The sequence below is a fragment of the Arsenophonus sp. aPb genome (assembly GCF_029873475.1).
Lineage (GTDB): Bacteria > Pseudomonadota > Gammaproteobacteria > Enterobacterales > Enterobacteriaceae > Arsenophonus.
In genome coordinates, this window is the sequence record NZ_CP123500.1 from 60,283 (window position 1) to 75,641 (window position 15,359).

Annotated in this window: 9 protein-coding genes and 5 pseudogenes; 11 read left to right on the forward strand and 3 right to left on the reverse strand. The window is 40.7% G+C overall.

The genetic code is table 11. The features are described from left to right. The first annotated feature begins 728 nt into the window (after nt 1-728). The 8 genes and pseudogenes from casA to QE177_RS14755 all read left to right on the forward strand — a co-directional run bounded on the left by casA (nt 729) and on the right by QE177_RS14755 (nt 9,559). Nucleotides 729-2,213: a type I-E CRISPR-associated protein Cse1/CasA gene (gene casA / locus QE177_RS14720; RefSeq protein WP_280552317.1), complete on the forward strand. Its 1,485-nt coding sequence runs from the start codon at nt 729-731 to the stop codon at nt 2,211-2,213. After that, nucleotides 2,210-2,731 (forward strand): type I-E CRISPR-associated protein Cse2/CasB, encoded by a 522-nt coding sequence (casB, locus tag QE177_RS14725; protein WP_280552318.1) that lies wholly within the window; start codon nt 2,210-2,212, stop codon nt 2,729-2,731. Before casA ends, casB begins: the two co-directional genes overlap by 4 nt. After that, nucleotides 2,728-3,381 carry a type I-E CRISPR-associated protein Cas6/Cse3/CasE gene (gene cas6e, locus QE177_RS14730; RefSeq protein ID WP_280552319.1) on the forward strand — a complete coding sequence of 218 codons (654 nt, stop codon included), beginning with the start codon at nt 2,728-2,730 and terminating at the stop codon, nt 3,379-3,381. The genes casB and cas6e overlap by 4 nt, the downstream gene beginning before the upstream one ends. After that, nucleotides 3,378-4,418, forward strand: a complete 1,041-nt coding sequence (gene cas7e / locus QE177_RS14735; RefSeq protein ID WP_280552320.1) for a type I-E CRISPR-associated protein Cas7/Cse4/CasC — start codon at nt 3,378-3,380, stop codon at nt 4,416-4,418. Before cas6e ends, cas7e begins: the two co-directional genes overlap by 4 nt. Before the next feature lie 3 nt (nt 4,419-4,421). Next, complete coding sequence (cas5e, locus tag QE177_RS14740) at nt 4,422-5,135, forward strand: type I-E CRISPR-associated protein Cas5/CasD (RefSeq protein ID WP_280552321.1); 714 nt, start codon at nt 4,422-4,424, stop codon at nt 5,133-5,135. A 118-nt stretch (nt 5,136-5,253) separates the two neighbouring features. Beyond that, nucleotides 5,254-5,640 (forward strand): annotated as a pseudogene (locus QE177_RS14745) (IS6 family transposase); the annotation flags it as partial. 402 nt (nt 5,641-6,042) lie between these two features. Beyond that, nucleotides 6,043-6,432, forward strand: a pseudogene (locus tag QE177_RS14750) (IS6 family transposase); the annotation flags it as partial. A 403-nt stretch (nt 6,433-6,835) separates the two neighbouring features. Then, nucleotides 6,836-9,559: a hypothetical protein gene (locus QE177_RS14755; protein ID WP_280552323.1), complete on the forward strand. Its 2,724-nt coding sequence runs from the start codon at nt 6,836-6,838 to the stop codon at nt 9,557-9,559. A gap of 82 nt (nt 9,560-9,641) precedes the next feature. On the opposite strand, the pseudogene QE177_RS14760 reads toward QE177_RS14755, so the two are convergent. Continuing rightward, nucleotides 9,642-10,105, reverse strand: a pseudogene (locus QE177_RS14760) (IS6 family transposase); the annotation flags it as partial. Between the two features lie 597 nt (nt 10,106-10,702). Here QE177_RS14760 and QE177_RS14765 point away from each other — a divergent pair. Both QE177_RS14765 and QE177_RS14770 read left to right on the forward strand, forming a co-directional pair. After that, entirely contained in the window at nt 10,703-11,818 is a 1,116-nt protein-coding gene (locus QE177_RS14765; RefSeq protein WP_280552324.1) for a hypothetical protein, read from the forward strand. A gap of 435 nt (nt 11,819-12,253) precedes the next feature. Next, entirely contained in the window at nt 12,254-12,475 is a 222-nt protein-coding gene (locus QE177_RS14770) for a hypothetical protein (RefSeq protein ID WP_280552325.1), read from the forward strand. A gap of 1,227 nt (nt 12,476-13,702) precedes the next feature. On the opposite strand, the pseudogene QE177_RS14775 reads toward QE177_RS14770, so the two are convergent. Next, nucleotides 13,703-14,087: pseudogene (locus tag QE177_RS14775) on the reverse strand (recombinase family protein); the annotation flags it as partial. A 59-nt stretch (nt 14,088-14,146) separates the two neighbouring features. Here QE177_RS14775 and QE177_RS14780 point away from each other — a divergent pair. After that, a pseudogene (locus tag QE177_RS14780) lies at nt 14,147-14,612 on the forward strand (DDE-type integrase/transposase/recombinase); the annotation flags it as partial. A gap of 52 nt (nt 14,613-14,664) precedes the next feature. Here the strand turns inward: QE177_RS14780 and QE177_RS14785 are convergent. Continuing rightward, nucleotides 14,665-15,345, reverse strand: a complete 681-nt coding sequence (locus tag QE177_RS14785) for a hypothetical protein (RefSeq protein ID WP_280552326.1) — start codon at nt 15,343-15,345, stop codon at nt 14,665-14,667. Nucleotides 15,346-15,359: the final 14 nt, after the last annotated feature.

Sequence of the window (15,359 nt, forward strand, 5' to 3'; positions counted from 1 at the left end):
AGACATAGTACCCAGGAAACCTCCCCGGTTCTTGCCGTTGGTTACTATCAAAATTGCCCGGCAAAAATCTATCATAACGCTCATAAACAGCATTGTTTAGGCCTTAGTGTTTTTGGACATTGCCTGATTGTTGGTGAAGTGGCACGTGCTTTAAGCAACAGATTCCATTTTGCTTTACAACAGAGTTTGTTCCCACTTGGTGGTGGCAGTTCATGATATAGGTAAAGTTAGTCCCACTTTTTTTAAAGCTACAACGCTCAATTCTAGATAACAATTCTACCTTGTTGTCCAATTTGGTTGAATTTACTCGCATTGATGAAAGGCGCTGGGGTGGGCATGCTGGAGTCCGTAAAATAGCATTAAAACTATTTGTAATGATCCTGTGATCGTAAAAGCGCCTGGCAGCATCATGGTATTAATCCTAATGCTGGCGTATATCAGAAGGATTCAGAAGTATTAGGTGGTAAGACATGGCAAGAGCAACGGCATCAATTGATGTTGGCATTTCAGTCGGCGTTCAATGAAGAATTTCTGCAGATCCACAATTATCAGCGGATAGCGCTGGCTTGGCAGTAAGTAGTGGAATGAGGCTGGAGTCGCTGTAGCTTTATTAGCCAATAACGATGAACTCAAAGTGGTCGATGGTGGAGCCCTCCTGAGTAGCTAATATAGCTACGTCTATCGGGATGGCATTGGATTACGTATAAATAACATCAAGGAGTGAAGCCTTGGAAAATCGTTTTAATCTTATTGATGAAGCATGGCTACCAGTTGCCAATGTTGGTAAGGTTAGTTTGCTCGATATTTTTACGCACCAGGAATACCGGGCATTAGGAGGTAATCCTGTTCAGAAAATAGCTATTCTGAAGTTATTACAAGCGATTGCTCAGGCGGCGGCAACGCCAGAGGATGAAACGCAGTGGCTGCAGCTGGGCTGGCAAAAAATGGCTGCACAGATCTGTGATTATCTAGATCAATGGCACGACCGTTTTTACCTTTATGGTTCGCATCCCTTTTTGCAGATGCCAGCAATTGCCGGTGCAGCGCTTAAATCATTTAGTGTGGTGTTACCTGATGTCGCCACTGGAAACACCACTGTACTCACCCAATCACAGTCAGAAAAAATATTAGATGATGCCGATAAGGCATTGTTGCTATTGGTGCAGATGGGGTTTGCGCTGGCTGGCAAAAAAACCGATAACAAAGTGGTATTAAGTGAAGGATATCGAGGTAAAACCAAAGATAATGGCAAAGCTGTGAGCAGTAAACCTGGACCAGCGGTTGCCCACATGGGATTACTACACAACTTCTGTTTTGGTACCTCGTTACTCAAGACCATCTGGTTGAATCTATTTACTCAAACTGAGATTGCTGCGTTAACTATCTATCCAAATAGCCTCGGTACTGCCCCATGGCAACAGATGCCACAAGGTGAAGATTGTGCCATTGCGAAACAAATGAAAGGTTCATTGATGGGGCGACTGATACCCCTTTGTCGTTTTTGCCTACTTACTGATGAAGGATTGCATTATTCGGATGGCATTACTCATGCCAGTCACAAAGAAGGTATATTCGATCCCTCGATTGCAATCAATTTCAGTGGTAACGAGGCCAAAGTACATTGGGCAAACCCTGAAAAGCTACCTTGGCGTAAGCTGATTAGCTTGCTCGGTTTTATTGGTCAGCAAGATTCTCCTTTTGACTGCATTCAATTACAGCTTGCTCTAAGTAAAGCCCAGCGTCAGAAGGAAGCTGTTGCCATTTGGTCAGGAGGATTGCGAGTCAGTAGTAATGCAGGAGAACAATATGTCTCTGGTTTTGATGATATGGTGGAATCCCTTTATTGGCTTAATCCAAGCTCTTTAAAGGAAATATGGTTTAACCGATTCAAAACAGAGATGAGTGAGCTGGATAAATTAGCCAAAATACTGTACGGCTGCGCGATGAGTTACTACAAAATATTATTAGTCGATGGCGGTAATTACGCGAAGAGAGCTATGCATCTTTTCTGGCAACTCTGTGAACGACACGCTCAACAACTTCTTGATTACTGTGATAAACCGGATATCTGCCACCAATTGCGGCGTCAATTTGCTCGCTATGCCGAACAGGTATTTAACCAAACTTGCCCCTATCAGACCACTCGCCAATTGGATGCCTGGGCGAAAGCGAAACCTAATTTAGCAATCTATTTAAAACAGGATAAGGCATGAATACACAATCTACTAATCGCAGTATCGCCTTTGTTGATTACTTATTCCAGCGTTGTCAACAGGATAAAGGCTTTGCTGCCCGTATGCGTAGGAGCGATAATCCCGCTACGGAATACCAGTGCTGGGAAACGCTCGCAGCATTCAATGTAAAGCTGGAATATGCTAACGCCCGGTTACCTTTTGCCTTGATTGCCGCAGCAGTTGCGCGCAGTAATCAAACCGAGAATGGAGTTCTAAGAATCGGTAAAGCTATTGCCTGTATCTTTAAGGAAGGTAATCAAAGTGAGCAAGCCAAAGCACGTCTGCGGCGCCTGCTGGCTTGTGAGGATACGAAAGAGGTTTGTCGTATTTTGCGTCCTCTACTTCGTTTGATGCAAAGCCATGTCACTCGACCATTAGATTATGCGGCATTGCTAGAAGATTTATGCGAGTTTCATAAGAATTCAAGCGGTAAAAAAGCGCGTTGGGCGCAGCAGTTCTATCGCAATCTTGGCGAAAAAAATCAGGAGGAAGCATGACAAGCTATATCAGTGTGCTGCGCCTGGATCGAGCTGCAATTAAAGCACTGAAAATCACTGATCTCTATTCTTTACATCGTGTTGTGTATGGGCTGTTTGAAGATGTCCGCAGCCAAGAAGCCAAACAAAGCAGTGAATCAAGTGGCATTCAATGGGTGGATAAAGGGGGCGATCATCAATATCGCCAACTATTGATACTATCGGATCGCTTACCGCAGCAAGTCAATCATGGTATCATTGAAACCAAACTAATACCTCCTGACTTTTTATTACATCAACATTACCGTTTTACCATCACTGTGTCGCCTACACGCCGCAGTAACCAAAGCAAAAAAATATTTCCAATTAAAGGGCGAGAAGCTATCGCTGCTTGGTTTATTGAGCGCGCGACCAAAAATTGGGGTTTTAGCGTTGACCCGATTCATTTACAAGTTGCAGCTATTAATGTGCAGCAATTCCAGGATAAGGCGCAACGCCTAGTCACCCTACAACAAGCCACTTTGAGCGGCAACCTATCCGTTATCGATCAAGATAGTTTTCACTCCAGTTTTAGTAAAGGGTTAGGGCGAGGCCGCAGTTTCGGTTGTGGACTATTGCAAATAGTTCCCGTATCGACCTTCTATTATTTTAACCAAAAGGAATCAGCATGATGCAATCACTGAAAAATATTCGTATTGAATACCATATTCTACAATCTTTCCCGGTTTCTTGTTTAAATCGCGATGATATCGGTGCGTCCAAAACTGCGATAGTCGGAGGGGTAACGCGTGCCAGGGTTAGTTCTCAATGTTGGAAACGCCAGGTTCGTTTAGCACTGCAAGATTTTGGTATCAAACTGGGAATGCGAACTAAAAAAGTGGCAGAGCTATTAACACTAGAATGTATGGCAGCCGGAGCTAATTCCGAGCAGGCGGCTAGTTGTAGCGATAAAATAGCGAAAGTACTGGCAGACGATACTTTGCTGTTTATTAGTGCAACAGAAGTGTGCGCCTTTGCTGAGCATGCTAAAAATTTGCATTTTGATGTAGACAAAATCAAAGATAAAGAATTAGCCAAAGTAGCTAAAAAAGCTCTCACTCCAGCAATTGATGCGTTAGACATTGCACTATTTGGTCGCATGGTTGCCAAAGCTGCGGATATGAATGTGGAGGCCGCTGCCAGTTTTAGCCATGCCATCTCGACACATAAAGTGGCTAATGAAGTTGAATTTTTTACCGCCCTTGATGATCGGCAAACTGGAGCCGGCTCTGCTCATATAGGGAGCTTCGAGTTCAATTCAGCCACATATTATCGTTATATCAGTTTGGATTTAGGTCAATTAGCACAAACTCTAGGTGGAGCGGATATGAAAGTAGATATAAAACAAGCGATTAATGCATTCACTAAAGCGTTATTTGTTGCAGTGCCTTCTGCCCGTCAAACCACACAGTCAGCTGCTAGTCCATGGGAATTTGCCAAAGTATTAGTACGCAAAGGACAACGTTTGCAGGTACCTTTTGAAACGCCAGTAAAAGCCACCCAGGCCGGTTTTCTGGCACCGAGTATCAAAGAGTTAAAAAATTATTTGACTAGCAAAGAAGCGCTATCTGGTAGCTTGTTTGGCAAATTAGGTGACTACGAATGGGGCGAAGACGAAACATTTAGTATTGATGATTTGATCGTGAAATTACACAGCCATGTGGAGTAAGCTATGAGCCATCCTTATTTATTGCTCTGGCTTGAAGGGCCGTTACAGAGTTGGGGGCATGATTCCCGCTTTGGCATGCGAAATAGTTTACCTTTTCCTACCAAATCAGGGGTATTGGGGATTATCTGCGCTGCTTTAGGTGCGGCTGGTTCTCAAAAACCATTACTAGCTCGGTTTGCCGATCTTGATATGCAAGTGCTCGGTTTTTCCCGACAGGATAAAAATGGTACCATCGCTTTACGCGAACCTTTGTTGTGTGATTTTCATATGGTAGGTAGTGGCTATGATGATAAAGACCCTTGGCAGAGTTTACTGATCCCAAAAACTAGCGGCGGCAAGAAAGCTGTGGGTGGTGGGACAAAAATCACCTACCGCTACTACTTACAGGATCGTGCTTTTGCGGTTTTGCTGGCAGTGCCAGCAGATTTGTTATCAACCTTGGTGAAGGCTTTGCAGCACCCGGTATGGGATCTGGCTTTGGGGCGCAAAAACTGTGTGCCAACCGAGTTTATCTTTCAAGGACAATTTCTCAATTTACTGGATGCTGAACAAGCGGCAGAGAAAATAGCAAGTGAAAAACAACGGTTAAAAGATCTTAAGGTAATATCAGGGGTAGCGGAAGGTGGTAAAGTATTAACGCTTAATGATATCCCGGTGGCCTTCGGTGAGCAAAAGCGCTACCGCGATCGGCAAGTTACCCTCTTTAGTGATAACTAGCAAGATTTATAAGTAAAAGTTTATTTTTAAAAATAACCAGAGAGTCTTTACTCGGCACTGTTACAAAGATCATGATCGCTGATAATCTTTCCTAACGATTTAACCAATAGTGCCCAATATAAATATTTTTAAAAACAGACACTTTACCCGCGACATCATTCTTTGGGCGGTAAGCTGATACTGCAAATATGGTATCAGCTATCGCGAACCCCAAGAAATGCTGGCTGAACGTGGAGTCAGAGTCCAATCACCCGACCCTTTATCGTTGGGTTCAGCACTATACGCCAGAAATAGAAAAACGGCTGCGGTGGTACTGGCGTAACCCTTCCGCTCTTTGCCCGTGGCACATTAATAAAACGTATATAGAAGGTGAATGGCCAACGGGATTATCTGTACCGGTTCGTCGATAATAAAGGTCACACAATTGATTTTTATCTTTCTGCACGTCGCAATACCAAAGCGGCTTATCGGTAAAATCATCAATAACGTGAAAAAGTGGCAACTCCCCCCAATTTATTAATACGGACAAAGCACCAGGCATATAGTTGTGCTCTGGTATTACTGAAGCAAGCGGGGAAATGCCAGGCACCCCCCCCTTTTTACTATAGTCATCCTGTAAATGAGGTAGTCTGGTAAGCAGGTTTTTAAAATGTAACCATCTGTTATCACATAGAATTTCTATCCATATTTGTAATAGTGCCAAGCATTTTGCTGATGTAACTTCATCATGGGTGTGGGGAAGACATTTTCATTAAATGAAATTGCAAGAAATATTAAGAAACACCCCCACGTATGTAGGCATTATGTTAATTTAAAGAAATTAAAAAGCAAACAAAAAGAGAAATTAATGTTGCAAATATCAGATCGATGATGATTTCCACTGACCATTTAGTCAATGGTTCCCAATATAAATGTTTTTAAAAACCGACACTTTACCCGCGACATCATTCTTTGGGCGGTAAGCTGATACTGCAAATATGCTATCAGCTATCGTGAACCCCAAGAAATGCTGGCTGAACGTGGAGTCAGAGTCCAATCACCCGACCCTTTATCGTTGGGTTCAGCACTATACGCCAGAAATAGAAAAACGGCTGCGGTGGTACTGGCGTAACCCTTCCGCTCTTTGCCCGTGGCACATTAATAAAACGTATATAAAAGGTGAATGGCCAACGGGCTTATCTGTACCGGTTCGTTGATAATAAAGGTCACACAATTGATTTTTATCTTTCTGCACGTCGCAATACCAAAGCGGCTTATCGGTAAAATCATCAATAACGTGAAAAAGTGGCAGCTCCCCCCCCCAATTTATTAATACGGACAAAGCACCAGGCATATAGTTGTGCTCTGGTATTACTGAAGCAAGCGGGGAAATGCCAAGCAACCCCCCTTTTTACTATAGTCATCCTGTAGATGAGGTAGTCTGGTAAGCAGATTTTTAAAATGTAACCACCTGTTATTACATAGAATTTATATCCATGTTTGCAATAGTGCCATTTACATCATTCATTTTTATTAAAAGTAAAATTTTGTTTCTTATTACCAGAGAAAAAATCCATAGTAGATCAAATAATAACCTGCTATGGTTTTAATCGTTTTAATAAATAGCATGAATATAGATAAAAAATGGTAATTTTAGTGAAATTATTATTTGTTTTTTTATTGATTATTAATGGGGTTAATAAACATTAAGGAGACTTTTTATGAATGTTTTTTCAAATAACGATAACGAAAATATGAATAAAAATGAGAATATTAATAGCAATCAAAACATAAATAACAATAACAACCAGGGTGGATTCTGGGGCAGTAACCAAGGTGGAAACTTAGTCGATAGTAACCAGTATAGTGGTTGCAATAGCGGTGGTGATATTAGCGGTTATATTGGTGGTGGTATTGGAGGTGGGCTAGGTATTAACCTCGGAGGTGGTCTATTAGATGTTAACCTCGGAGGTGGCTTAGGCGGTAGTGCGGGTGGCCACATAAGCAGTGGTAGCCACAGTGGCAGTAGTAGCTGGAGTAACAGTTCGAGCAGTAACCAGGATGGTGGTTGCAACCGTGGCGGTGATATTGGCGGTGATATTGGTGGTGGTATTGGAGGTGGGCTAGGTATTAACCTCGGAGGTGGTTTATTAGATGTTAACCTCGGAGGTGGCTTAAGCGGTAGTGCAGGGGCCCACATAAGCAGTGGTAGCCACAGTGGCAGTAGTAGCTGGGGTAACAGTTGGGGCAGTAACCAAGGAAGATTCTGGGGCAGTAACCAGGGTGGATTCTGGGGTAGTAACCAAGGTGGAAACCTAGGTGGCAACCAGGGTGGAAGCTTAGACGGTAACCAGGGTGGATTCTGGAGTAGTAACCAAGGTGGAAATTTAGGCGGTAACCAGGGTGGAAACTTAGACGGTAACCAAGGTGGTAATCAGGGTGGAAACCTAGGCGGTAACCAGGGTGAAAACTTAGACGGTAACCAGGGTGGATTCTGGAGCAGCAACCAGGGTGGATTCTGGGGTAGTAACCAAGGTGGAAACTTAGACGGTAATCAGGGTGGAAACTTAGACGGTAACCAGGGTGGAAATTTAGGTGGTAATCAGGGTGGAAACTTAGACGGTAACCAGGGTGGAAACCTAGACGGTAACCAGGGTGGAAACCTAGACGGTAATCAGGGTGGAAGCTTAGGCGGTAACCAGGGTGGAAGCTTAGACGGTAACCAGGGTGGAAACCTAGGTGGTAATCAGGGTGGAAACCTAGGCGGTAACCAGGATAGTGGTTGCAATAGCGGCGGTAATATTGGCAGTGAGCAAGGTATAGGTGGCTTAAGTGGTAATCAAAACATAAATAACAATCAAAACACAAATAACAATAGCAACCAAAATGTAAACTTAGGCGGTAACCAGGGTGGAAACTTAGACGGTAACCAAGGTGGTAACTTAGGCGGTAACCAGGGTGAAAACTTAGACGGTAACCAGGGTGGATTCTGGAGCAGCAACCAGGGTGGATTCTGGGGTAGTAACCAAGGTGGAAATTTAGGCGGTAACCATGGTGGAAGCTTAGACGGTAACCAGGGTGGAAACCTAGGTGGTAATCAGGGTGGAAACTTAGACGGTAATCAGGGTGGAAACTTAGACGGTAACCAGGGTGGAAACCTAGACGGTAACCAGGGTGGAAACCTAGACGGTAATCAGGGTGGAAGCTTAGGCGGTAACCAGGGTGGAAGCTTAGACGGTAACCAGGGTGGAAACCTAGGTGGTAATCAGGGTGGAAACCTAGGCGGTAACCAGGATAGTGGTTGCAATAGCGGCGGTAATATTGGCAGTGAGCAAGGTATAGGTGGCTTAAGTGGTAATCAAAACATAAATAACAATCAAAACACAAATAACAATAGCAACCAAAATGTAAACTTAGGCGGTAACCAGGGTGGAAACTTAGACGGTAACCAAGGTGGTAACTTAGGCGGTAACCAGGGTGAAAACTTAGACGGTAACCAGGGTGGATTCTGGAGCAGCAACCAGGGTGGATTCTGGGGTAGTAACCAAGGTGGAAACCTAGGCGGTAACCAGGGTGGCAATCAAGGTGGATTCTGGGGCAATAACCAAGGTGGAAACTTAGACGGTAACCAGGGTGGCAATCAGGGTGGATTCTGGGGCAGTAATCAGGGTGGCAATCAAGGTGGATTCTGGGGCAATAACCAAGGTGGAAACTTAGGCGGTAACCAGGGTGGCAATCAGGGTGGATTCTGGGGCAGTAATCAGGGTGGCAATCAAGGTGGATTCTGGGGCAATAACCAAGGTGGAAACTTAGACGGTAACCAGGGTGGCAATCAGGATGGATTCTGGGGCAATAACCAAGGTGGAAACCTAGGCGGTAACCAGGGTGGCAATCAGGATGGATTCTGGGGCAGTAACCACGGTGGCAATCAAGGTGGATTCTGGGGCAATAACCAAGGTGGAAACCAGGGTGGCAATCAGGATGGATTCTGGGGCAGTAATCAGGGTGGCAATCAAGGTGGATTCTGGGGCAGTAATCAGGGTGGCAATCAAGGTGGATTCTGGGGTAGTAATCAGGATAGCAACCAAGGAGGTTTCTGGGACAACAACCAGGGTGGAAACTTAGGTGGCAACCAGGCTATCCCGATCATATTGATTGTTAAGCTGATGCAGGGTGGTAACCAGGGTGGATTCTGGGGCAGTATCCAGGGTGGTAACTTAGGTGACAACCAGGGTGGATTCTGGGGCAGTATCCAGGGTGGTAACTTAGGTGACAACCAGGGTGGATTCTGGGGTAGTAATCAGGGAGGAAATGATGGTGGTTATATCTGCATTAATTGCGGTAGTCGTCAAGGCATTAAGTGGGTAAGAAATTATAGTGGTGATCAAATACAAAACGAAAAAATAAATGACACCATTGCAAACATGGATATAAATTCTATGTAATAACAGATGGTTACATTTTAAAAATCTGCTTACCAGACTACCTCATCTACAGGATGACTATAGTAAAAGGGGGGGTTACCTGGCATTTCCCCGCTTGCTTCAGTAATACCAGAGCACAACTATATGCCTGGTGCTTTGTCCGTATTAATAAATTGGGGGGAGCTGCCACTTTTTCACGTTATTGATGATTTTATCGATAAGCCGCTTTGGTATTGCGACGTGCAGAAAGATAAAAATCAATTGTGTGACCTTTATTATCAACGAACCGGTACAGATAAGCCCGTTGGCCATTCACCTTTTATATACGTTTTATTAATGTGCCACGGGTAAAGAGCGGAAGGGTTACGCCAGTACCACCGCAGCCGTTTTTCTATTTCTGGCGTATAGTGCTGAACCCAACGATAAAGGGTCGGATGATTGGACTCTGACTCCACGTTCAGCCAGTATTTCTTGGGGTTCACGATAGCTGATAGCATATTTGCAGTATCAGCTTACCGTCCAAAGAATGATGTCGCAGGTAAAGTATCGGCTTTTAAAAATATTTATATTGGGCACCATTGGTTAAATCGTTAGGAAAGATTATCAGTGACCATGATCTTTGTAACAGTGCTATTTGAATAGTGATATTCTTGACTGAGAGTAAAAATCTGCAAATACCTTAGTGGTCTTTTTTATCTATGAAAATTAAATTTTCTTAAATACATTTATAAAATATAATTTGATAAAAAATCATATGGGTAGAAATTTTTAATTCTATCTATATTTGTTATGGATTATCACTTTAGCTTTTTGAAAAAAATAATGTGATGCTACTTAAGAAAATGATATTAAATTGAATAATGAAAGAAAATTTAAAATAATCATTATAACTTTAATAATGTAGTAAAAATAAATTAATCATTTTTATAAAAAACAATTAATAATAAATTTCTTATTCATTTACATCATTAATTTTTATTAAAAGTGAAATTTTTTTTCTATTACCAGAGAAAAAATCCATAGTAGATCAAATAATAACCTGCTATGGTTTTGATCGTTTTAATAAATAGCATGAATATAGATAAAAAATGGTAATTTTAGTGAAATTATTATTTGTTTTTTTATTAATTATCACTGAGTTAATAAACATTAAGGAGATTTTTTATGAATGGTTTTTCAAATAACGATAACGAAAATATGAATAAAAATGAGAATATTAATAAAAATGAGAATGTGAATAAAAATGAGAATATTAATAGCAATCAAAACATAAGTAGCAATAACAACCAGGGTGGAAACTTAGGCGGTAACCAGGGTGGAAACTTAGGTGGCAATCAGGGCGGATTCTGGGGCAGTAATCAGGGTGGAAACTTAGGTGGTAACCAGGGTGGATTCTGGGGCAGTAATCAGGGTGGAAACTTAGGTGGCAACCAGGGCGGATTCTGGGGCAGTAATCAGGGTGGAAACTTAGGTGGCAACCAGGGCGGATTCTGGGGCAGTAACCAGGGTGGAAACTTAGGCGGTAACCAAGGTGGCAACCAGGGTGGATTCTGGGGCAGTAATCAGGGTGGAAACTTAGGTGGCAACCAGGGTGGAAACTTAGGCGGTAACCACGGTGGAAACTTAGGTGGCAACCAGGGTGGATTCTGGGGCAGTAACCAGGGTGGAAACTTAGGCGGTAACCAAGGTGGCAACCAGGGTGGATTCTGGGGCAGTAATCAAGGTGGTAACCAAGGTGGATTCTGGGGCAGTAACCAGGGTGGAAACTTAGGTGGTAACCACGGTGGAAACTTAGGCGGTAACCACGGTGGAAACTTAGGTGGCAACCAGGGTGGAAACTTAGGTGGCAACCAGGGTGGAAACTTAGGCGGTAATCAGGGTGGAAACTTAGGCGGTAACCAGGGTGGAAACCTAGGCGGTAACCAGGGTGGAAACTTAGGCGGTAACCACGGTGGAAACTTAGGTGGCAACCAGGGTGGAAACTTAGGTGGCAACCAGGGTGGAAACTTAGGTGGCAACCAGGGTGGAAACTTAGGTGGCAACCAGGGTGGAAACTTAGGCGGTAACCAAGGTGGTAACTTAGGCGGTAACCAAGGTGGTAACTTAGGCGGTAACCAAGGTGGTAACTTAGGCGGTAATCAGGGTGGAAACTTAGGCGGTAACCAGGGTGGAAACGACAATACCAACCAAAACACGAATGAGAATGTTAATGTTAATAAAAATCTGAATCAGAATATCAACAAAAATACCAATACAAATGTTAATTCCAATAGAAACTAAAATAATAATATTAATTTTATTGATGACACTCTTGAGTGTAAGTAAAAGATTGTAAATATATCCATAGAGTTCTTTCATCTATGGGAATTAATTAAAGTTAATATTTTTAAAAAATATTTTATATAAAATAAATTCTATAATAAAAAGTAGACAGGTAGAGTTTATTGATTATAACTCTACCTGTATTTTTTGAGCACTATTGCAAATATGAATAGAGCTTCTATGTAATAACAGAGAATTACATTCCTTACTAAAGAATTAAGTAGAAAATAATTATGACTATCAATTGAGTAATATAAAAAATTAGTGGTTTAACGAGATGTAATTAAACTAATTAAAAAAAATGTATTATGTTGTTGAGCGGGGGAATACTTCGGATGCAAACAGTTTTTGCATCAGATTGCGGAAAAAGCGGATGATTATCGGGAGGTCGTTATGACTATTGCAGAACAGTTACGTCGAGAAGGCGAACAAAAAGGTAAGATTGAAGATATCCAAGAAGGGATTCAAAAAGGTATTCAAGAGGGTGAAAAAAAAGCTGTAATGAAGATAGCTCGCCAGCTTCTTGAGAATGGTGTTGATAAAAATATTATAAAAATGTCAACTGGTCTTTCAAATGACGAGATGAAGAAGTTGTTTAAAATTGATAATAAATAATTAAAGAAGAATTTAACTTATCTATTTTTCAGCAGAATTTATAATAGTGGTTGTATATCACTTCTATTTATACTTTTATATGTACTAGCTCAGACCTGATCTGACAGTTACCCAGCTTTTCTGGTGCCAGCGTCAGATTAGATTTGAGTTAAATTTTTTTCAGTCCAAATCCTTTTCCATCAATTAATTTGTTACATTATATTTTGGATGTCTAGAAAGAAAATATCTAAATGCTATGCCTCTTTCAATATCTCTTAACCTTTAAGCAATAGTCTCATCTCTGCTAAATTCCTCTGGTGATCTATGATCCCATACAGAGTTGGTTAATGTATTTTGTATTACAATTTCTTTCCCACCATAAAGTGTTGCTAATTCTCTTGTTATCATTGATCGACTGATAGCTAAACCATAAACTACATCCCCTATATTAAAATATAAAGTTGCTTTAATATCAAAACCATTTCTTTTTAAATTATCATGCCCTTTTAAAACATTCAGTTCAATATATACATTCCCAAGGTTTAATTTAATGAATGATGGAGTGATTCAATACCCCATTTTATTTTAATGTATGAAAAAACAATTAGTTCTTCAAGGGAGTAAGGTAAGTCCATTGGTAAATTGAGTGAGTCACAATTATTTATTTTTAAAACTTTTAATTCACTTGTAAGGTTATTTAATTGATTAAAATTTAATAGATACTCTAGTTTTATAACAGAAAGTTTATGTGGTAAGGATGTTATGCTATGTAGAGGAGCATTTCTGCTTCAAGCTCTTCCAAGTCATCTGGTAACTCAGTAACTCCATTAAGGCCAGCATTTTAATATATAACCTACGAACACAATCGGGAATATGAGGTAAACGGCTAATGGATGATAACTCTCCATCATTTAATTCTAAAACAGTACTATCGTTTTCTATAACTTCCATTATTTTTTCAATGATTTCCCGTCCTGCTCGCTTATGTTGCGGATCACTTCTAGCCCATTTTTTAAATTAATATTTCTTTATCAGCGCCTCCGCCTAATATTGCCCTCTCAAGAAACGATATATTTTTATGAATTTTCATTTGCTTAATGATAATATAATAGGGTATTACTGGAAATAATCAGGTAAACCACTTAAATTATGCTGTATTTAAGGATAATAATTTTAATTGTTCTGTAATATTAAATAACAATTCTTAGGGCGCTGTTGCAACAGTGCCGTAAGAATTACGGGTACATGTTAATTATCAAGCACTTTATAAACTGTTGACCGCGCTCTTTTTAATTGCCTGGCAATTGCTGTTGCTCCTATTCCCTGAGAACGCAGTTGTTTAATTTTCTCTCGATCAACACTAAGCTTACGTCCAAATTGAACACCCTTTAACTTTTCTTCTAGCCGGCCTTTGTTTGTCCGTTCCAAAATAAGTTGGCGTTCTGTCTGAGCAACTGCTGAATAAGATGGTGACTATCATTTTGCCCATTGTACCTTCGGTACTGATACCATCATCTAAAAATCGTATCGCCACCCCTTCCCGGTCGAACTCTTTTATTAATGGGATCATACCTGCTGTATCACGACCAAGACGATCCAGTTTTTTAATCAAAATAATATCGCATTGTTGCAAAAATCGGGTCGGATTGCTGATAATCTTTCCTAACCATTTAATTAAAGGTGCCCAACATGATTGATGAAATGTATGTAAGGGCTAATGACCAGTGGGCTTATTTGTATCGCGCTGTAGACCACAGAGGGCGTACTCTGGATTTTTACCTTGCCCCCACGGCGTAACAGCAAAGTGGCTACGGGTTTCTGGGTAAAATTTTAAATAACGTGAAACAAGGATAGCTCTCACGCGTTATCAATACGGATAAGTCTCCGACATACGCTCGTGTGCTTGCTCAGCTCAAACGTGAAGGTCAATGTCCGTCTGACGTTGGAACACCGATAGATTAAGTACCGAAATAACGTTATCGAATGCGACCATGGCAAACTGAATCGGATAATCAGTGCCCTGCTGGGGTTTAAATCGATGAAGACAGCTTATGCCACGATAAAAGGGATTGAAGTGATGCGGGCGCTGCTGCGTAAAGGCCAGGCTAAGTCCTTTTACTTTGTCCATCATCTGGGGAAGACCTTCACCAACAAATAAGGCTGCCGCAGCACGAAATTTGCAACAGTGCTTTTATTATTTGTATAATATTCTATTTTATGGAAGTACATTTTCCATCTTCATGGAAAATATAATTTTTACTTTTGTCAACTAATTCTAACTGTGAACATTTTATATACTCTTGTTCGAATGGTTCAAAAATAGCAGTTTGTACTTTTTTGCCATTTTTAATTCCTATACTTCTCCAAAATTTGTCTTTTATATCATATTTTCTTGACTCATTTGGTTGTATAAAGTCTGAGATAGAATCTGCAACAAAAGAATTAGATTTATTAACAGAAAATGCTGGATAAACAGGATTCGGTGATTTATTGATTATCGTGTATGTAATAGATTCTTTTGCTGGATCGTAATGATTTTCTGATGGTGAACATGAGCTTTCACTTATTACATTATCAACTTTCCAGCCATTATTTTTTGTTATTATCATTGAATAATTACATCCTTTACTGTTACTGTTTCTATCAGCAGAAGACATTAAAGTTTTTTTTAGGATGTTTCCATTATCAACTATTACTCGTATTTCTTTTTCATTTTTATTAGGATGTCTCTCATCGTTAATAAATTTGTTATTTGAATTTAGTACTAAATTATCACTATAATATATTTTAATATTAAATTCATTAGGATTTTCTATTTTTAGACTATCAGAAAAAGCAGTATTGATAAAAAAGGTTAACATTATTCCTAAAAAAATTTTTTTATTTTTCATAGTTTATTCCTTTT